The sequence below is a fragment of the Vreelandella maris genome (assembly GCF_013371085.1).
Classification (GTDB): domain Bacteria; phylum Pseudomonadota; class Gammaproteobacteria; order Pseudomonadales; family Halomonadaceae; genus Vreelandella; species Vreelandella maris.
Window position 1 is genome coordinate 173880 of the sequence record NZ_JABWCV010000002.1, and the last position, 17559, is coordinate 191438.

The window sequence follows — 17559 nt, forward strand, 5'->3', positions numbered from 1 at the left end:
AGGTGTCAAAAACGACACCTGTGGAGGGTTTAAAAGGCTCCTATGGTGTAAAAACGACACCTGTGGCAGTGCTACAGGTGTCGAATATGCACCGGTAGAAATTTTAGGAATGCGGTTAAGTAGTCGTTAAAGCGGATAATAAAAAACCCACCGGATTGGGTGGGTTTTGATGGGTCACGCCTGTTTCTTATCTGGCGCTAATGGTACCGGCTCTTTTTCCCAGTCGTTGGTGGGTGGCCTATGCCTCCAGCATGGCAGCCAGGTCAATCGCCAAGTGCGCGTCTTTGACTGAGTTCGTGAACAAAACAAGCTCTCTTCCACCATGACGATGAAACCTGCCTCCTGCAGCTCCTTAAAGGCTCGCATAGCTAGCTTTCTCGAACACGGAATTGACTGCTCGGCCTGGCGAACGCCGAAGCCAACCGGTCCACTTGCTGACCAATAGGCTTGCATCTGGTGCAAAAGTGCTTTTGCCTGCGGCGATAAACCAAGATAGGCATTTGATTTAAGCAGGCGGCGCTGGATCACGACAATGCCTTCAGCCCTATCAAAAGGCAGCCTCGCTTTTTTTTGGCCCATTCCCGTCTCCAGATCAAGCGGGCCTCAGTTTAAGGCCCGCTGATAAATCAATGCGCTTCGTTAAGGCGATAACGCTGTATCGTCTTGCAGCGAGCACTCTGGTTTGGGTTGGGCGCCGGGATCTTGTCGATGACGTACCCTTTCGCTTTTAGATCGCGCACCACGGCGCGGGCATCTGCCAGGGGAAGCAAGTGTTGCAACTCAAAGGCGCTTGCGGGGTGCTGGCGCAAAACTTCTAGCACCATGCTTTGCTGAGTGGTAGATTTAACGGCGCAAGATGGCGGTTTAAGAATGGCTCGGCTCCCCTCAGGGCCGGGCCTTTTTAATTGCTCAGTCATGGCGGCACCACTTTTTTGCAAAGCCTCTTCAATCATCTGAGCAAATTGAACCAGCGCGGCGGGGTTTATTTCCTCTTCTCGGCGTTCGGCGGCTGCGGCCTCGTCTCGCATTGTCCGAAGGATGCCGGTTAGGAATAGCCAATTAATCTGCATGACTGCCTCCTGCCTTGCTGGCCCCTTGTTCCTCGATGATTTCAGCTAGATGAGCGGCGCGCTCGGCCAAGTGCTTAATAGAGGTGGCCATACACCCCCTTTGAAAGCGCCCAAGCGCCAGCCCTGTATCTTCACTGTCCTCGCTACTGCCATCTTGCTCTAACATGCCCGCTAAGCCATAAATGGCGGACATAATGTCTTGCACACTCTCGGCGTGGATCTGGGTGGGATTCATGACGTCACCCCCTGCCCTTGCGAGGCTTGATCGATAGCATCGAGGGCGGAATAACCACGGGTGGCAAGCTCATCAATGGCGGAAAGTAGGTGGCCAATGTGATTATCATTGAGGGTAACTGTTTCGCCCTCGCTGCCTTTGCGGCATAAGTCTTGCTGAATGATGTCAGTAAGGCCGCTAATGTTGCCTAACAGGTCTTCTAGCTTGTTGAGCTGGGGCTTAATGCGGCTCATACGGCACCCCCTGCACTGCGCTTGGCATTGTCTAGGGCGCTGGCTTCTAGCCGCTCGGCTTTTTCGATGTGGTGGTTGTAACGCTTAAGGCGGGTGCTGGCGCTGCTATCGGCAAATAAGGCACTTTTGGCCATGGCGCGATGGGCAGCGGCGCGGCTTGATAGGCTGCGGGTAATCAGATTGGATAGGCGGATTGATGCTGTCATTGGTGACACTCCTAGAGTTGAGGAGTCGCCACGATCCTTCCTACGGGATTGGGTGGCGACTGTACGCAGGGTAGGAAACCGGCACTCTAGGAAACCGGCCAAGCCGAAGCTTGCCCACGCACAGCCGCCATGACGTTCAGCGGGCACAAAAAAAGCGCCTGCTGATATGGGGGCGCTGTTGCGCCTAGAGATAAACGGGTTCCTACGCCCGGCTGACGATTTTGCGCCAGCTAATGAAGCATAGCGGGAAGCGATGGGAATAGTCAACATTACGCGGCCCCCATTTCTTGGCGGGCGGCATCAATACGTTGCTTAATCCAATGCTCTACTTCAGATTCTACCCAAGCAACGGCGCGACCATTAGGGTTAAGCTGAATAGGGCGCGGGAACTGCCCTTTTTCCATTAGCCGATAAAGCGCGGAATCGCTTAGGGTGGTGCGCTGACGCACCTCGGGACGTTTGAGAAGTACAGCCATGCCGTGAAACTCCTTGGTTGCTTATGGGCATGGCTGAATGTTCTTACGTTTACCTAATTGAGTCAGGGTTAATAAAATAGACTGTTTTTCTAACCCTTATTCGGGTCATGTTTCTCAATCTCTGCTTTCAGATCGCTAATACGCCAGGCTGGGTCAACCTGAATACCTAGCTGCTCCGCTCGCTTGATAAGCTCCCAGAACCTTTTCATACCTTTTGAGTAGGCCTGGCCTGCAACCATGCTGCCCCTCGTCACTCTTTGCCCCTTGGCAAACGACCTTATATCGCGATTCTTACACCACCCCTTTACCGTTTCCGGTGACTTGTGAACCTCTCCCGCTACGGTTTCGAGCGCGTCGGAATAACGCATTCCTCTGCTCTGCAGATCTAGCACTCTTACTACTGCTTCAATTCTGGGGGGCATGCCTTTGTCTGGATCAAGGTAATCACCCACTGTTTCCAACTCTTTCGGCGGCCTGCCCCTGGGACGCTTCAGCGCCTCGGCAATCAGCAGGCGCTGATCCGGTGTGAGATCAGCTCGACTGATCGCTTTCAGCAGATCACGAAAGGCCTTGGAGTTCACGCCCGCCCCCTGATCGGCACCACGTTTTGGCTGCCTTCACGTAGCGTATCCAAGTAGTCGGCCCAAGCTTGTAGCATGTCGCGGCGCTGCTCTAGGAAAGCCGTTCGGTTGTAGGCGCGGCCATTGGCATCTTTCACAGAGTGGGCCAGTTGCTGCTCGATATGGGCGGGCGGATAGTTCAGGCGCTCTTCAAGCACCGTGCGGGCCATTGCCCTAAAGCCGTGGGCGGTCATTCGCCCTTTGTAGCCCATACCAGCCAATGCGGCCGTAATGGCGTTTTCGCTCATTGGCCGCTCGCGACTTCGGGCACCTGGGAACACGTAGCGGCCTCGCCCGGTAAGATCACTAAGATCGGCCAACGCCTCTACGGCTTGCGTGGCCAGCGGCACGATAAGCGGTGACCCGTTTTTGCTCGGGTTGAATTTCCAGGTTGCGTCGTCCAGGTTGATCGCGTTCCACTCAGCGCGGCGAAGCTCGCCAGGGCGAACAAACACCAACGCGGACAACTTGAGCGCGGCCAGCGTTACCGGTTCGCCAGAATAGGCGTAAATGGCGCGCATCAGCTTAGCGATTTCATCGGGTTCAGTAACGGCGGGGTGATGTTTGACTTGCGGCGACTTCAGCGCGCCTTTCAGATCGGCGGCGGTGTCGCGATCAGCACGCTCTGTCACTATGGCATAACGAAAAATCATGCTAGCCAGTGTGCGCACCCGTTTGGCAGTCTCGAGCTTGCCCTGCTTTTCGATCTTACGCAGGCAATCAAGCAGCTCTGGCGCCGTGATCTCAGAAAGTACACGGTTACCCAGCACCGGCAGTAAGTGGAGCTCTAGGCGGCGCTTATCGTGCCGGTAATGGTCGTGAACCACCTTATCTTGATGAACGGCTAGCCATTCGGTGGCCACCGCGTTCAGCGTATTGGCAGCAGCCACCTTGCTAGCGCGCCGCTCTGCCTGTTTCGCTGCGCTCGGGTCAATTCCCTGGGCAAGCTGCCGTCTGGCGTCCTCTCGCTTTTCACGCGCTTGGGCTAGCGTGGTCTCTGGATAGATACCAAGCGCCAGCCGTTTCTCCTTACCGTTGAAACGATATTTCAGCCGCCAGTAGGTGCCACCGCTGGGCGTGATCTCTAAATACATACCACCACCATCGGACAGCTTATAGGCTTTTTCCTTCGGCTTGGCATTGCGCACGGCGGTAGCGGTTAGCTTATTGGTAGCTCGGGTCATTGGGGGCACCTAAAAACGTAATTCTGGCGTATGCCCCCACATATGCCCCCTAAGAAGGTGCGAAGTCAAGGAGTGTCATGGGAATTACAGACAACAAAAAAGCGCCCTAAGGCGCTTCGTTGCTGGGTTCCAGGTGCTTTCTGGGAACATCTGAAACCATGTTGTGGCGGAGGGACAGGGATTCGAACCCTGGATAGGCTATTAACCTATGCCGGTTTTCAAGACCGGTGCATTCAACCGCTCTGCCATCCCTCCGGCTTATGGGTGCGTATAATAACAGCTTTTCCTTGGAAGTCAACGCCTTTAGTACAAACGTAACCCGACGCGGGTAATCTTGCCGCCTTCCATATCGCTGACTACCCAATGAATACCGTGCCAATCTACATCATCCCCGACTACCGGGTGCCCACCCACGCGTAGGGCAATAAACTCAGCCAGGGTCATGTTTTGCTCGCCGGGGCTTAGTGTTAGGCCATAGGCTTGGGCGATATCCTGCATCTGCGCGCTGCCATCCAGGGTAAAGGTGCCAAAGAAGGCACGTTCCTGCTTGAGTTTGGCATCGCCATTAAACAGCCGGTTAAGGGAGTACAAATCTTCTGAACGGCCGATAACGCAAATCACGTCACCAAGTTTTAAGCGCGTGCTGCCCTTGGGGTGAAGCATGGTGTGGTTGCGAAACAGCGCCGAAATCAGCGCCCCGGATGGGAAGCGGAGAAGCCGGATAGGCACGTCCTCCAAATCCTGGTTCTCTACGCCGTAAACAAATAGCTCAAAATCATTTTCCGGCAAAATACCCAGCGGGCCGCGTCGGTTAGGCACGGTGCCTACCGGCACTTCTACCTTCAACCACTTGGCCATCAGCGTTAGCGAGCCGCCTTGAATCAGCAGCGACATCAATACCACGGCAAACGCGACGTTAAAGTAGAGTGAAGCGTTTTCGACGCCACCAATCACCGGGAAGATAGCCAGCACGATAGGTACCGCCCCTCTTAAGCCCACCCAGGCAATAAAGAAGGTTTCCCGCCAGCGGAACTTAAAGAACGGCTTAATGGTAATCAGCACGGCCAAGGGGCGAGCAATAAAGATAAGCGCCAGCGCCACTAACCCAGCGGGCAGTGCCACATCCCACAGTTCACTCGGCGTCACCAGCAGGCCAAGCACCAGGAACAGGCCAATCTGGCTAAGCCATGCGAGGCCATCGTGAACAGGGAGGATAAAATTGAGATGGCGCCCCGGCTGATTACCAATCATCAAACCGGCCAAGTAGATGGCCAGGAAGCCGCTGCCACCCAGCACGCTGGTTAGGCCAAACACACTGAAGCCAAGCGCTAATGCCAACATCGCATATAGACCCGGCGCCAAGTCTAGCCAGCGCAGCAGTTTAGCGCTTAGCCAGCCGCCGCCAAGGCCAACAATCAAACCAATACCAAACTGAGAAATGAAAAACAGCAGTGTTTCGGTAGGGCCACCAATATCGCCAACTAACAGCTCTACCAGCATCAAGGTGAGGAAAATCGCCATCGGGTCGTTGGTACCCGATTCAATTTCAAGCGTGGCCCCTACCCGCTCGTTAAGATTGACCCCGCGGCCACTTAGCATGGAGAACACCGCGGCGGCATCGGTAGAACCAACAATGGCGCCGACCAACAGGCCCTGCACAATGGTGAGATCAAAAATCCACATCGCGATTACGCCAACAATGGCGCTGGTGATAAAGACCCCAAAGGTCGCGAGAGAGAGCGCGGGCTTAAAACCAACCCGAAAGGTTTTGAGGCGGGTGCGTAAGCCACCGTCTAACAAAATCATGGCGAGCGCGAGATGGCCGATTGCAAAAGCCATGGAGTAGTCATCAAACACAACACCTAGCACGCCTTCTTCACCCGCTAGCATGCCTAGCCCAAGGAAGATCAGAAGTAGTGGCACACCCATCATTGACGATAAGCGGCTGGCCAGGATACTAAGCGCCATCAGCGAGCCGCCTACCAAAAAGAACATATAAATTGCGTCCATGACTCTCCGTCTCTACATCAATACAGCGCTATTATTACATGTAACCGTTGAATTTACTGTGACTTCTCCGCGTGCACTTGTGGTTAAAGGGCTAGTCAGAAGCTTTCCTGGGCGGCTACACTTCGTCGTTACAACATTTGGAGTTACTGACTATGTTGCGCTGCCTGTCACGCTATTGGCACCCTGTCCTGCTGAGCCTAATCTTTACGTTATTATTTTTTAATTCAGCTAGTTACGCAAATGAAGAGAGTGAAGAAAGCAGTCAAGAAACCGCCCCCCTAACGTTGGATACCGACGTTGAGGTGCCGGATAGCCTATGGCGACCCGTTGAAAGTGATACCGAAGCAGCGCCCACTATGGCACTTGCCCCGGCCCCGCCTCTTGAGCCACCGCCGGTTAAACACCTGACGCTGATGCTGGATTGGTACCTAAGCCCACAGCACGCTGCCTTGGTGATCGCGAAAGAGCGAGGCCTGTATATTAACCAAGGGCTTGAGGTAGAGATTCAGTCACCGGCCGACCCATCCATCGCCATCAAACTGCTAACTGCAGGCGAAGTTGATTTAGCGCTAACGCGCCAGCCGCTGCTTCATCTACAAGCCCATAACGGCGCACCGATTATCCGGATTGCGACACTGATTGAAACGTCGCTTACGGCGGTCATTGTGACGGGGGAAGAACAAGCGGAAACTGAAAATACCTTGGCAGGGTTACATTACGGTTATACCACTGGAGAAGGCCGCGACCTGAGTATTCCTCGGTTACTACCCCGCTCAGTTCAGCAAACCGATGATTTCGCAGCACCGGTCAACCTACACTTCGACCCAATTCGAGCAATGCGGGAAGGCCAAATCGATGCAGTCTCGGATGGTTTTTATCACTACCTTCCTCAGCAGCTAGCAACGGAAGGGATTAACACCCACATCATTCGTTTCGATGAGCTGGATATTCCCCGTAGTGACGGCTTAGTAGTGCTGGCCAATAGCGATACCCTTGCCCGCCGCGCCGATACGTGGTCTCGCTTTGTGCTTGCCCTTGAGCAGGCGAGTCACTGGATCGTCGACAATCCTGATGCTGCCTGGGAGCTGCTTATCAGTACCCACCCGGTGCTCGATAATGATATTAATGCTGGGGCCTGGGAGGACATCCTGCGACGCATGGCGCTTAACCCAGCAGCACTAGATAGCCGACGGTATGCTGCCTTTGAAACTTTCTTGCAGCAAACGGGCATTACCAGCGATGTGTTGCCGGTATCGCGTTTAGCGGTAGATCCGCACACGTTATAACCACATACCGCTTATCATCCCATACCTATAGCTCTCTCACTACGTTGGCGACGCATGAGCGAAACAGCATTAATCTTTGTCGATGTTGAGACCACCGGCACCCGGGCAACCCGCGACCGAATTACCGAAATCGCCGCCCTGAAAGTTGTTAACGGTGAGCTGGTCGATCGCTGGTCGAGCTTGATATACCCAGAATGCAAAGTGCCCGCGCAAATCACTCAGCTCACAGGGATTCGTGACGATATGCTGAGGGAGGCGCCACGGTTTACCCACATCGCCGAATCACTGCGTGAGTGGCTGGGCGACGGGCAACTGGTTGCTCACAATGCGCGCTTTGACTACAGCTTTTTGCGCAATGAGTTTAAGCGCGCGGGGCAGGATTTTCGCGCCTCGTTGATATGCACGCTGCGTTTATCGCGGCGGATAGCGCCCCAGGAGCGTCAGCACAATCTGAAAGCGCTACTTAACCGCTACGGCATTTCACCTATCCGCCACCACCGAGCTGGTGATGATGTGGATGCCCTGTGGGCACTCTGGCAAACGTGGCAAGTTGAGCACAGTGAAGAAGCATGGCAGAACCTTCTAGGTGATGAGCGCCGCCATCGAACACTGCCCGCCCATTTAGACAGCGCTCAGCTTGAAGGGCTGCCCACCTGCCCTGGTGTGTACCTGTTTTACGGTCACAATCGGCTGCCGTTGTATGTGGGCAAAAGCGTCAATCTACGCAGCCGCGTACTAGGCCACTTTCAGCGTGATCACCAGGACGATAAAGAGATGCGCCTAGCTCAGCAGGTGCAACATATCGAATGGGAAGAAACCACTGGCGACTTAGGCGCCCAGTTGCGTGAGGCGCAACTGGTGAAAACGTTAATGCCGATTATGAACCGGCAGCTACGCAAGCAGCGCAAGCTGACCACCTGGCACTGGGAGGCAGAAGCCGACCACCCTGAACTGCTTAGCGGAAGCGCCATGAGCCTGCCAATCAGTGGCGCACTGTACGGTTTGTTCCGCAATGCACGAGAGGCTAAGAACACGTTAAGAGTTGTTGCTGAAGAACAAAAGCTCTGCCCGCGAGTACTGGGGCTTGAAAAAGGGAAGGGCCGCTGTTTTGCCAATCAGGTGGGTAAGTGCCTTGGGGCATGCAATGGACAGGAGTCGATAGCAGCACATACCCAGCGGGCACAGGAAGCACTCACCCAGCTACAGGTCAATGTGTGGCCCTGGCCGGGCAGTATTGCTATTGAGGAGAAGTCAGCGGGCGCTACAGCGTCTGCATGGCATGTCGTTCGCCAATGGTGCTACCTGGGCAGTGCGGCAAGCCTTAAAAAGGCCAAAACCCTGGCCGATGCCTCCGCAAGCTTTGATGTAGATAGCTACCGTATATTGAACCGTTTTTTGCGCTCCCCGGAACAATATGGCCTAACGGTCATCCCGCTCGGTTAAGACTGCCCTATTGAGCGTCAATGAACGCCATGACGGCTTGCTGGAACGCTTCTGGCTGGTCAGCATGTAGCCAGTGACCGGCGTTCTTGAGCGTTACCACGCGGGCACGGGGCAGCACGTCGCGCAATGTAGGTAGCATATCGTCTGCCACGTAGTGAGAATCGCCACCCCGCAACACCAGCGTTGGACCTTCGTAGGGCTGCTCGCCATCCGGCACGCCAATAATGTCACTATAGCCCTGTTTGATATGATCCAGCCCAACGCGTAGCGCCATCACGTTGTCTTCATTGCGTATCAGGTTGGTGGCTAAAAACAAGCGTGTCGGTCGGGAATCGACATGTTCGCCCAGCAGGTCATCGGCTTCACGGCGATTTTTGGGCTGCCCTTGCCGCACGTTATCCAGCGCGGCAAACACATCATCGTGACCGTGCTCATAAGCCACCGGCGCAATATCGGCCACCATTAACGATGCCACTCGCTCAGGCGCCAAGCGCGCCAAACTGATCGCCACCTTGCCGCCCATGGAGTGGCCAAGCACATGCGCGCGCTCAATCGAGAGCTTATCCATTAGCGCAAGCACATCATCCACCATAGTGGCGTAACGCATTCCCTCGGCATGGGGTGAGCGGCCATGGTTACGTAGATCAAGCGCAATCACTCGGCGGCTACGCTGCCAGACTTTTAAATGCGAACGCCAATTATCGGCACTCCCCAGCAAGCCATGTAGCACGACTAGCGGCGTGGCATCCGTCGCGGCATCGTCGGCGGGCATATCGATAAAGTGCAAATCAACAGTGGCAACGTTCATCATGCTTGCTCCTAAGCCTTGGCGATTATGGTGGACTTTATACGATTAAGCCGTACGGGGTGCAGTATCCATTTGACCTGTCCAGACCACCAAGCGGCGCGTCAGCCAGGCCAGCAACAAACCATACAGCGGCAGGAAGAACAGCAGACTAATGGCGAGTTTGATCGCATAGTCCACGGCAGCAATTTCCATCCAATTCGCGGCCATAAACGGGTCTGGGCTGTTATAGAACGCCGCCGAGAAGAATGCAAAGGTATCCGCCAGATTACCCAGCACCGTCGAACAAACAGGCGCCACCCACCAGGCCCATTGGCGCAAGCGGTCAAACACCTGAACATCCAGTAATTGACCAATCACATACGCCAAGAAGCTGGCGAGCGCGATGCGGGCGACAAACAGGTTCCACTCCGAAAGCGCTTCAACCCCGGCAAAGCTGCCACGGGGAAACACCACCGACACCACATAGGAGACCAGCAGCGCAGGTAGCATAACGCGCAGAATAATCGATCGAGCCGGCCCTTTACCAAACAGGCGAACCGTTAGGTCGGTGGCTAGAAAGATAAACGGGAAGCTAAACGCGCCCCAGGTGGTATGAAAGCCAAACAGCGTAAACGGCAGCTGAACAAGATAGTTACTGGCGGCAATAATGCCAATATGAAAAGCCACCATTACCAGGAGGCAACGGCGGTGCTGAGTCTCACTCAATGCAAACATGCGGATCGACCTTTTTTTAACAGATAAGAGGGGTTAGGGAACCCTCGAGGTAGTAAGCACATCGCTAAATCAGTTTTAACTAGCGAACGCTATTCTGGGGAGCGCATTATACGGCTTCTGCAGGGTATTAAAAGTCAGGCTATTAAAAGTCAGGTTATTAAAATTCAGAGCATAAAAAGGCCGAAAGATGAAAGCCGCCCTCACTATCGGGCGACTTGTGCTTATGAATCGTTAATCCAGCGGCGTGGCTTTGTCTGCAGCGCCTACCGAGCGTTCGCGCATGGCGGCATGAACATCCGCTAGGCTGGTGGGGTCATCAATAGTGGAAGGAATACCAAACTCTTTACCATCGGCAATCGTGCGCAACAGCTTACGCAAAATCTTGCCCGAACGGGTTTTGGGCAAGCGGTCGACCACTAATACCTGCTTGAAGCAGGCAATCGGACCAATATGCTCGCGAACCCGCGCAATAAGTTCAGCCTCCAGCGTCGCTTCATCGCCATCAAAACCATCTTTAGGAATCACTAGTCCGATCGGCAACTGCCCTTTTAAATCATCATGAATCCCAATGACCGCACATTCGGCAACGGCAGGATGCGCACCGACTACTTCTTCCATTTCACCGGTCGAGAGTCTATGCCCTGCCACGTTAATGACATCATCGGTGCGGCCCATGATGAACAGATAACCCTGCTCATCAAAATAACCGCCGTCGCCAGTTAAATAGTAGCCGGGGAACGCCGCCATATAAGCGCTATGAAAGCGCTGCGGATCTTGCCAAACACCCGTTAAACAACCCGGCGGCATGGGCTGCTTGATGACCACACTACCCTGCTCCATGGGTTTAGCCTGCTCGCCATCGCGGTTGAGTACCTGAACATTGAAGCCTGGAACGGGAAACGTCGCCGACCCCGCTTTAGTCGGCATCGGTTCGATACCGGGCAAGTTAGCCGCGATGGGCCAGCCGGTTTCGGTCTGCCACCAGTGATCGATTACCGGCACGTCGAGAAGATCATCCAACCAATGAAACGTGGGCGGGTCGAGCCGCTCACCGGCCACATAAAGATGTTTGAGGCTGCTAATGTCATATTTCTGCAGCAGCTTGGCGTCTGGGTCCTCTTTTTTAATGGCCCGGAAGGCCGTCGGCGCGGTGAAAAAACTCTTTACTTGGTACTCTTCTATCAAGCGCCAGAAGCTGCCCGCATCGGGTGTTTTGACCGGTTTACCTTCATACACCACGCTAGTGCAGCCAAGCAGCAAGGGGGCGTAAACGATATAAGAGTGCCCCACAACCCAGCCCACATCAGAGGCGGTGAAGAACACCTCGCCTGGCTCCATGGCGTAGATCGCTTGCATTGAGTAAGCCAGCGCCACCGCATAACCACCCGTGTCGCGCATAACGCCTTTGGGCTTACCGGTGGTGCCAGAGGTGTAGAGTATATACAGCGGGTCGGTGCCCTTTACGGGCACGCAGTCGGCAAACGGTGCCTTAGCGACCAACGCATCCCAATCGTGATCGTTCGCTCCCAGTTCTGCACGGTGCGCTTCACGCTGATAAACCACACAGGCATCCGGTTTATGGGCGCTTAACGCAATGGCTTGATCCACCATCGGCTTATACGGCAGCACTTTGCCTAGCTCGATACCACAAGACGCAGCCACCACCACTTTGGGCTCGGCGTCTTCGATGCGTGCGGCCAGTTCGTGAGGCGCAAAACCACCAAACACCACCGAATGGATGGCCCCTAGCCGGGCACAGGCGTACATAGCCACCAGCGCTTCGGGGATCATTGGCATGTAAATCACCACACGATCACCCTTCTCCACCCCTAACTGCGTCAACGCCCCCGCAAAGTAAGCCACTTTGTCGCGCATATCCCGGTAGCTAATGGTGAGCTTGGCCTGGGCGGCGGGCGAATCCCAGAAAATCGCAGCCTGATCACCGCGGCCATTTTCAACGTGGTAATCAAGTGCAGCGTAGCAAAGGTTCATTTCACCATCGCTAAACCATCGCGCATGCTGCTGCTCATCGTAGCTGAGGATGGTTTGAGGTGGCGTATACCAAGGAATTCGTTTGGCTTGCTCGGCCCAAAACGTTTCTGGATGCTCTATCGACTGCTGGTAGGTATGCTGGTAGCGGCTCATGGTGTCTCTGTCTTTATTGTAATGACGATACGAGATAATTGTTGACACTGTATAAAGTAAATCGCCGTCTCACCCTCATACTATGGGCTAAAAAACGACTAAAGTAGCAGCCTGACCAATAGCATTGTCGACAAGAAAGTGGCTACCTGCCTACCATTGATTAATCGTTAAACAGCCACTTGGACAAAACTCGCTAAATTAATGATCATTGAACAACTTGATCCTCGCGACGCGACGATGCCACTACAACGTATAACAATGCTCATAAAAACGCTGAAGTAACAGTGTAGGCAAGGAGATCATTATGTCTGCTTCTACAAGCGCCGCTACACGTCTGCTTGAACATAACTGTCGCGCTATTGAGGCAGGGACTAACCTGCTAAAAGCGCTGGCCAACGAAAAACGCCTGCAAATACTCTGCCTACTTGCCGAAAAAGAACTGTCAGTGACGCAGATTAATCAACAACTTGCATTAAGCCAGTCGGCGCTTTCACAACACTTAGCCATTTTGAGACGTGATGAACTCGTCGACACCCGGAGGGAGTCACAAACCATCTATTATTCGCTGAGCAGTGAGAGCGCCAAGGCAGTGATTGCTACCCTGGCACACCACTATGCTGCATAAAGCTCTTTATAGTTTTCAACATCGCTAATAGTCATACAACAACCATAGCTGTTAACCCTAGTTATTAACCATCGCCCAGAACGATGCTCAGCGCCGCTGCCAACCAGCGGCGTCGATCAAGCCAAGCGCTTTGAGGGCTGCTTTTTCAACGCCTTCCGACACTGCCAAACCAAGTTTACGAGTCACTGTTTTAGGGGGCTCAAGCTTGACCGTAAAGACACGCGCCTCGGTCATACGCTCGACCAGATAAGCTTCGCTGGTACCCACACTGTCAACAAGCAGCTGGGGCAAGGCCTCGCTGCCATACCAAATCTCACCTGTCGCAATCGTTTCTATGTCCATGCCGGGACGCCGCTCAGCCACATAGCTTTTGAATAAGTGGTGAGTATTCTCTAAATCTTCGAGGAACTTTGCTTTTCCCTCTTCGGTATTTTCACCCAACACGGTCAAGGTACGTTTGTATTTACCGGCGGTGAGGAGTTCCACGTCAATATCGTGGCGTTTTAGCAAGCGATGAATATTAGGCACTTGCGCCACCACGCCAATAGAGCCGATCACAGCGAAGGGGGCTGCCTTGATATGCTGGGCGGTACAGGCCATCAAGTAGCCACCGCTTGCTGCCACCTTATCAATACATACAGTTGTGGTGAGCCCTGCCGTACGCAAGCGGTCTAACTGTGCGGCTGCCAACCCATAAGCGTGCACCAGGCCACCGGCGGATTCGAGGCGAATCACCACCTCGTCATTTTCGACGGCGACATCAATAATAGCGGATACTTCCTGACCAAAGCGCTCGGTTTGCGATGCCTTCAGGTCACCGTGGAAATCGAGCACCCAAACCCGTGGCTCATGGGTAGAATCTTGGTTAGCTTTTTGCGCTTTATGGCGTTTTTTATCTTCGTTGCGAAACGCCTTTAGCAGCTTTTTGCGGGCACCTGGTAACGTGGCCGTCAACCGCAGACGACGACCGCGCCGGCGGCGTTGCTCATTCAGCGGCTCAATGTGAAGTTTTAAGTCGCTCTCTTTGTCTTGTTTCGTTCGCGCCATCAAAAGCAAACCAATACCTATCAGCAACATAACGATGGTGGTTTGCACGACAAACGTACCTATTTCCGCTATCCATTCATTCATCGACGTTCTCCATTGGTAAGCTTGAGTCTTTTAGGGTGGGCGCTCTGCCCCGATAAGATGTTGCGGGGTTTGACCATGATGCTTGATTGAAACGCGTGTATGAAATAATCTCGCTCGCCATCACGATTGTTTCTTTGGGCTATTATCGCTAGCCTGGGTCTGATTTACCTAATTGAGAGAAATGTTATGTCTAACAACACCCTTGAGAAGTTGAAAGCACGCTTTAATCCTGAAGCGGCAAAGGGCATGAACGAAGTGTTTCAGTTCCACTTCTCAGACGCGGGCAGCTACTACTTAAATATCCAAGATGGCACGCTGGATGTGCAAGAGGGTGAACACGATGATCCTTCCGTTAGCTTAAGCCTAACGACTGACACGCTAAAAGGCATCATGAGTGGCGATATCAATGGCATGACGGCATTCATGACCGGCAAGCTAAAAGCAACCGGCAATGTCATGCTGGCCACCAAGCTGACCAGCCTATTCCCTAGCGAGTAATGACATATCGGCACTCGGCGCCGTTTAGCGCCAGCGTGCCAAATGAGTTTCGATTAGTTCGCGTGAAATTGAGTAAGGTGGCGGTAGTGATGGCAGTTGGCGAGGTGAAAACCATGCAGCATCGCTGATCTCTACCCCGTCAATGCGAATACGCCGGGTTGTCGCTTCAGCGAAGTAGCCAAACATCAGCGAGTGGGGAAACGGCCAAGCCTGGCTCTGGTGGTAACGCAGTTGGTCAATATGCACGCCCACTTCCTCAAACACCTCCCGGTGAACGGCCTCTTCGGCGGACTCGCCCGGCTCAATAAAGCCGGCCAAGGTTGAATAACGGCCTGGCGGAAAACGCGGGCTACGCGCCAGCAGCATCGCCTCGCCGCTAGTCACCAGCGTAATAATGCAGGGCGAAATACGTGGATAATTGCGGTGCCCGCAGGCATCGCAATGCATTGCAAATTCCGCGGTAAGCTTGGTAGCGGGCGCACCACAGCGCCCACAGAAACGGTGATTCTCCAACCAGGCACCCACCTGCAACGCCGTTGACAGTAAGCTGAACCAGGCGGTAGAAAGCTCGCTCATCCACTGTCGACCATCAATCCAGCCGCTTTCCGCCTGGGACTCAACCAACAGAGCGACCGGCTCATCATCCCAATAACATAGCGGTTGCATCTGCTCTGTCCAGGGCTGAAAGGGTTGTAGCGGCGTCAGCTCCTCGCTACCGCTTAGCGGTGCAGGCGCCAGCATACTGCGCGATAGGCGTATAACTCGCCCGGCCTGTTCATGATGGGGAATTTCTCGCCTAAGCATCGCTTGTCATACCTTTAAACCAATTCAATTGATGCGCTTCACATTTGGCTTTATGGGCCACCTGCTCCTCGTCAGTTGGGCGCACGACGCGCAACTGACCTGGAGTAAGCGTCATACGTTGAATCGACAGACCTTCACTGGAGGTATCCGCCTGCTCCTGCTCTGCTGCAGAGGCTGCGTCTAACGTCAGTGCGGTTTGCCCGCCGGTCATCGCCAAATAAACTTCAGCAAGAATTTCAGAGTCTAGTAGCGCGCCGTGCAGTACGCGGTGACCGTTATCGATATCATAACGTTTGCACAATGCATCCAGGCTATTGCGCTGACCGGGGTGCATGGCCCGGGCCATCGTCAGGGTATCTAATACCGCACAGTGATCGCGCACTGGCCCCAATGCGGGTGTTTTACGCTGCTGATTAAGCATACCCAATTCGTGGTCGATAAAACCCACATCGAAGGGGGCGTTATGAATCACCAGCTCGGCGCCTTCGATAAAGGCCCAAAACTCGTCAGCTATTTTCGCGAAAACCGGCTCATTGGCGACTCTAGCGTCGTCAATCCCGTGAACGGCAACGACTTCTGCGTCGATATGGCGTTCAGGGTTAATGTATTGGTGGTAGGTGCGGCCAGTAAAACGGCGGTTGACCATCTCAATCGCGCCAATTTCGACTAAGCGATGACCATCTTTTGGGTCGATACCCGTGGTTTCAGTATCTAGGATCACCTGGCGCATCATGCTCTCCTCTTGTGATGCTCATCAATGGCTTCATTGGCTAACGCGTCAGCGCGCTCATTGCCGGGATGGCCGCTGTGCCCTTTCACCCAGTGCCATTCTATTGTGTGTCGCTGAGTCTCTTCGTGCAGGGTTTTCCACAACTCAGCATTTTTGACTGGTTGCTTGGCGGCGGTTTTCCAGCCGCGCTTTAACCAGTTATGAATCCACTGTGTTATGCCCTGTCGCACATATTGTGAATCGGTCCATAGCGCGACTTCACAGGGAGTGTTTAGCGTTCGCAGGGCCATGATCGCAGCCATCAACTCCATACGGTTATTAGTGGTATCTGATTCATAGCCTTTCAAGGTTTTCTCATGCTGGCCGCTCGCCAGCACCACACCCCATCCGCCAGGGCCTGGGTTGCCCCGACAAGCCCCATCGGTATACACCGTTACCCGAGGCAGTTGCCCGGCAGCCTCTTTAGTCAAGTTCTTGATCCTTTGATTGATGCGTCTGAGCTTGTGTTGGGAGCTCTTGATAGGGTTGATAGTGAGCCGATGAACCTGAGCGAGTAACGCCTAATGAAGCGGGAGAAACAGGCGCTTTCAAACCAAACTTCATACGTTGCACTGGCGCTTGGCGTTGACGCCTGCGGGCTTGAATCATATAGCTCTCACCTAGCGGTAAGTTATGCCTACGCCCCAGCGACTCCCAATATTCACCGCATTTAGCACTCATCCGCCCACGAAAACAGCAATAGTCTACGCGTTCCACCTCGAAGTCGACAAACGCCAACCAGTCGCGCAGGCGACTAACAGAACGCCAAGTGCCATCCCAGGGAAACTGCTGCTGGCTTTTTCGCCATTGGCGGGCAAGCCCACCCACACCGATCGGATTAAAGCCAAACAATACCAATATCCCATTGTCAGCGGTGACCCGCGCGGCTTCCTGAAGGGTGAAATGGGCGTCGGTTAAATACTCCAGCCAGTGATGAATAACCATTACATCTAAGCAGCGATCTGGCAGCGCCAATTGATCCGGCGGGCATATCAAGGTGCTCTCATTCTCGGCCATTGGTCTTGTGGGTGACCACCGAATGGAATGAGGAATCGCCGACATGGTCATTAAAGCTGGCCCCATGCTCAATTCCAAACTGTGGCCGCCCACGCGCGATTCCACCACGGGCCCTAAGCAGGCACGCTGTGTTTCCCATAGCGAGCGCCCGGCCTCAGACTGCCAATACGGCTGGCAACTTATTAAGCGCTTGGCGAGTGTCGTGGCCGTGGTCGAATTTGACATGAACAGCGCTTCCCTCCACAGTAACGGCTTTTCAACGCCTTGGTTACACCGATTTAGCGC

21 protein-coding genes and 1 tRNA gene are annotated in these 17559 nt (G+C 54.0%); 4 read left to right on the plus strand and 18 right to left on the minus strand.

Annotation, left to right across the window (positions count from 1 at the left end; translation table 11 throughout):
* Positions 1-174: 174 nt before the first annotated feature.
* The 10 genes from HUO07_RS02195 to HUO07_RS02240 all read right to left on the minus strand — a co-directional run bounded on the left by HUO07_RS02195 (position 175) and on the right by HUO07_RS02240 (position 6034).
* On the minus strand, positions 175-579 hold the full coding sequence (locus HUO07_RS02195; RefSeq protein WP_176302193.1) for a helix-turn-helix domain-containing protein: 405 nt from the start codon (positions 577-579) through the stop codon (positions 175-177).
* A 47-nt stretch (positions 580-626) separates the two neighbouring features.
* On the minus strand, positions 627-1070 hold the full coding sequence (locus tag HUO07_RS02200) for a helix-turn-helix domain-containing protein (RefSeq protein ID WP_176302194.1): 444 nt from the start codon (positions 1068-1070) through the stop codon (positions 627-629).
* Complete coding sequence (locus HUO07_RS02205) at positions 1060-1305, minus strand: hypothetical protein (RefSeq protein ID WP_176302195.1); 246 nt, start codon at positions 1303-1305, stop codon at positions 1060-1062. The genes HUO07_RS02200 and HUO07_RS02205 overlap by 11 nt, the downstream gene beginning before the upstream one ends.
* Positions 1302-1538, minus strand: a complete 237-nt coding sequence (locus HUO07_RS02210; protein ID WP_176302196.1) for a hypothetical protein — start codon at positions 1536-1538, stop codon at positions 1302-1304. Before HUO07_RS02210 ends, HUO07_RS02205 begins: the two co-directional genes overlap by 4 nt.
* The gene (locus HUO07_RS02215) at positions 1535-1744 is read right to left on the minus strand and encodes a hypothetical protein (protein WP_176302197.1); all 210 of its coding nucleotides are present in this window, start codon (positions 1742-1744) and stop codon (positions 1535-1537) included. The genes HUO07_RS02210 and HUO07_RS02215 overlap by 4 nt, the downstream gene beginning before the upstream one ends.
* A 269-nt stretch (positions 1745-2013) precedes the next feature.
* Positions 2014-2220, minus strand: a complete 207-nt coding sequence (locus HUO07_RS02220; RefSeq protein WP_176302198.1) for a helix-turn-helix transcriptional regulator — start codon at positions 2218-2220, stop codon at positions 2014-2016.
* A gap of 89 nt (positions 2221-2309) precedes the next feature.
* Positions 2310-2801, minus strand: coding sequence for a hypothetical protein (locus HUO07_RS02225; protein ID WP_176302199.1), 492 nt, complete (start codon positions 2799-2801; stop codon positions 2310-2312).
* Entirely contained in the window at positions 2798-4024 is a 1227-nt protein-coding gene (locus HUO07_RS02230) for a tyrosine-type recombinase/integrase (RefSeq protein WP_176302200.1), read from the minus strand. Before HUO07_RS02230 ends, HUO07_RS02225 begins: the two co-directional genes overlap by 4 nt.
* A 164-nt stretch (positions 4025-4188) precedes the next feature.
* Positions 4189-4279 (minus strand) — tRNA-Ser (locus HUO07_RS02235).
* A gap of 48 nt (positions 4280-4327) precedes the next feature.
* Positions 4328-6034, minus strand: coding sequence for a potassium/proton antiporter (locus HUO07_RS02240; RefSeq protein WP_176302201.1), 1707 nt, complete (start codon positions 6032-6034; stop codon positions 4328-4330).
* Between the two features lie 152 nt (positions 6035-6186).
* On the opposite strand from HUO07_RS02240, the gene HUO07_RS02245 reads away from it, so the two are divergent.
* Both HUO07_RS02245 and HUO07_RS02250 read left to right on the plus strand, forming a co-directional pair.
* Positions 6187-7320: an ABC transporter substrate-binding protein gene (locus HUO07_RS02245; protein ID WP_176302202.1), complete on the plus strand. Its 1134-nt coding sequence runs from the start codon at positions 6187-6189 to the stop codon at positions 7318-7320.
* Positions 7321-7374: 54 nt separating this feature from the next.
* Complete coding sequence (locus tag HUO07_RS02250; protein ID WP_176302203.1) at positions 7375-8763, plus strand: 3'-5' exonuclease family protein; 1389 nt, start codon at positions 7375-7377, stop codon at positions 8761-8763.
* 7 nt (positions 8764-8770) lie between these two features.
* Here the strand turns inward: HUO07_RS02250 and HUO07_RS02255 are convergent, their stop codons facing one another.
* The 3 genes from HUO07_RS02255 to HUO07_RS02265 form a co-directional block, all read right to left on the minus strand.
* Entirely contained in the window at positions 8771-9574 is an 804-nt protein-coding gene (locus tag HUO07_RS02255; RefSeq protein WP_176302204.1) for an alpha/beta fold hydrolase, read from the minus strand.
* A gap of 42 nt (positions 9575-9616) precedes the next feature.
* Positions 9617-10285 carry a 7-cyano-7-deazaguanine/7-aminomethyl-7-deazaguanine transporter gene (locus HUO07_RS02260; protein WP_176302205.1) on the minus strand — a complete coding sequence of 223 codons (669 nt, stop codon included), beginning with the start codon at positions 10283-10285 and terminating at the stop codon, positions 9617-9619.
* 231 nt (positions 10286-10516) lie between these two features.
* Complete coding sequence (locus HUO07_RS02265) at positions 10517-12430, minus strand: propionyl-CoA synthetase (RefSeq protein WP_176302206.1); 1914 nt, start codon at positions 12428-12430, stop codon at positions 10517-10519.
* A gap of 304 nt (positions 12431-12734) precedes the next feature.
* Here HUO07_RS02265 and HUO07_RS02270 point away from each other — a divergent pair, with 304 nt between their 5' ends.
* Entirely contained in the window at positions 12735-13055 is a 321-nt protein-coding gene (locus HUO07_RS02270) for an ArsR/SmtB family transcription factor (protein WP_008956925.1), read from the plus strand.
* 87 nt (positions 13056-13142) lie between these two features.
* Here the strand turns inward: HUO07_RS02270 and sohB are convergent, their stop codons facing one another.
* On the minus strand, positions 13143-14186 hold the full coding sequence (gene sohB / locus HUO07_RS02275; protein ID WP_176302207.1) for a protease SohB: 1044 nt from the start codon (positions 14184-14186) through the stop codon (positions 13143-13145).
* Between the two features lie 186 nt (positions 14187-14372).
* On the opposite strand from sohB, the gene HUO07_RS02280 reads away from it, so the two are divergent.
* The gene (locus tag HUO07_RS02280) at positions 14373-14684 is read left to right on the plus strand and encodes an SCP2 sterol-binding domain-containing protein (RefSeq protein WP_035555706.1); all 312 of its coding nucleotides are present in this window, start codon (positions 14373-14375) and stop codon (positions 14682-14684) included.
* Between the two features lie 24 nt (positions 14685-14708).
* On the opposite strand, the gene nudC is transcribed toward HUO07_RS02280, so the two are convergent.
* The 4 genes from nudC to HUO07_RS02300 are packed head-to-tail and all read right to left on the minus strand — an operon-like array spanning position 14709 to position 17499.
* Positions 14709-15488 (minus strand): NAD(+) diphosphatase, encoded by a 780-nt coding sequence (gene nudC, locus HUO07_RS02285; RefSeq protein WP_176302208.1) that lies wholly within the window; start codon positions 15486-15488, stop codon positions 14709-14711.
* Entirely contained in the window at positions 15481-16218 is a 738-nt protein-coding gene (gene dnaQ, locus HUO07_RS02290; protein WP_176302209.1) for a DNA polymerase III subunit epsilon, read from the minus strand. Before dnaQ ends, nudC begins: the two co-directional genes overlap by 8 nt.
* Positions 16218-16688 carry a ribonuclease HI gene (gene rnhA / locus HUO07_RS02295; RefSeq protein WP_008956920.1) on the minus strand — a complete coding sequence of 157 codons (471 nt, stop codon included), beginning with the start codon at positions 16686-16688 and terminating at the stop codon, positions 16218-16220. Before rnhA ends, dnaQ begins: the two co-directional genes overlap by 1 nt.
* On the minus strand, positions 16681-17499 hold the full coding sequence (locus HUO07_RS02300) for a class I SAM-dependent methyltransferase (protein ID WP_176302210.1): 819 nt from the start codon (positions 17497-17499) through the stop codon (positions 16681-16683). The genes rnhA and HUO07_RS02300 overlap by 8 nt, the downstream gene beginning before the upstream one ends.
* Positions 17500-17559: the final 60 nt, after the last annotated feature.

What these genes read in the sequence shown, in the direction of transcription:
- HUO07_RS02195 (WP_176302193.1), bottom strand. Translation starts at nt 579, where the DNA reads ATGGGCCAAAAAAAAGCGAGGCTGCCTTTTGATAGGGCTGAAGGCATT.
- HUO07_RS02200 (WP_176302194.1), bottom strand. Translation starts at nt 1,070, where the DNA reads ATGCAGATTAATTGGCTATTCCTAACCGGCATCCTTCGGACAATGCGA.
- HUO07_RS02205 (WP_176302195.1), bottom strand. Translation starts at nt 1,305, where the DNA reads ATGAATCCCACCCAGATCCACGCCGAGAGTGTGCAAGACATTATGTCC.
- HUO07_RS02210 (WP_176302196.1), bottom strand. Translation starts at nt 1,538, where the DNA reads ATGAGCCGCATTAAGCCCCAGCTCAACAAGCTAGAAGACCTGTTAGGC.
- HUO07_RS02215 (WP_176302197.1), bottom strand. Translation starts at nt 1,744, where the DNA reads ATGACAGCATCAATCCGCCTATCCAATCTGATTACCCGCAGCCTATCA.
- HUO07_RS02220 (WP_176302198.1), bottom strand. Translation starts at nt 2,220, where the DNA reads ATGGCTGTACTTCTCAAACGTCCCGAGGTGCGTCAGCGCACCACCCTA.
- HUO07_RS02230 (WP_176302200.1), bottom strand. Translation starts at nt 4,024, where the DNA reads ATGACCCGAGCTACCAATAAGCTAACCGCTACCGCCGTGCGCAATGCC.
- HUO07_RS02240 (WP_176302201.1), bottom strand. Translation starts at nt 6,034, where the DNA reads ATGGACGCAATTTATATGTTCTTTTTGGTAGGCGGCTCGCTGATGGCG.
- HUO07_RS02245 (WP_176302202.1), top strand. Translation starts at nt 6,187, where the DNA reads ATGTTGCGCTGCCTGTCACGCTATTGGCACCCTGTCCTGCTGAGCCTA.
- HUO07_RS02250 (WP_176302203.1), top strand. Translation starts at nt 7,375, where the DNA reads ATGAGCGAAACAGCATTAATCTTTGTCGATGTTGAGACCACCGGCACC.
- HUO07_RS02255 (WP_176302204.1), bottom strand. Translation starts at nt 9,574, where the DNA reads ATGATGAACGTTGCCACTGTTGATTTGCACTTTATCGATATGCCCGCC.
- HUO07_RS02260 (WP_176302205.1), bottom strand. Translation starts at nt 10,285, where the DNA reads ATGTTTGCATTGAGTGAGACTCAGCACCGCCGTTGCCTCCTGGTAATG.
- HUO07_RS02265 (WP_176302206.1), bottom strand. Translation starts at nt 12,430, where the DNA reads ATGAGCCGCTACCAGCATACCTACCAGCAGTCGATAGAGCATCCAGAA.
- HUO07_RS02270 (WP_008956925.1), top strand. Translation starts at nt 12,735, where the DNA reads ATGTCTGCTTCTACAAGCGCCGCTACACGTCTGCTTGAACATAACTGT.
- sohB (WP_176302207.1), bottom strand. Translation starts at nt 14,186, where the DNA reads ATGAATGAATGGATAGCGGAAATAGGTACGTTTGTCGTGCAAACCACC.
- HUO07_RS02280 (WP_035555706.1), top strand. Translation starts at nt 14,373, where the DNA reads ATGTCTAACAACACCCTTGAGAAGTTGAAAGCACGCTTTAATCCTGAA.
- nudC (WP_176302208.1), bottom strand. Translation starts at nt 15,488, where the DNA reads ATGCTTAGGCGAGAAATTCCCCATCATGAACAGGCCGGGCGAGTTATA.
- dnaQ (WP_176302209.1), bottom strand. Translation starts at nt 16,218, where the DNA reads ATGCGCCAGGTGATCCTAGATACTGAAACCACGGGTATCGACCCAAAA.
- HUO07_RS02300 (WP_176302210.1), bottom strand. Translation starts at nt 17,499, where the DNA reads ATGTCAAATTCGACCACGGCCACGACACTCGCCAAGCGCTTAATAAGT.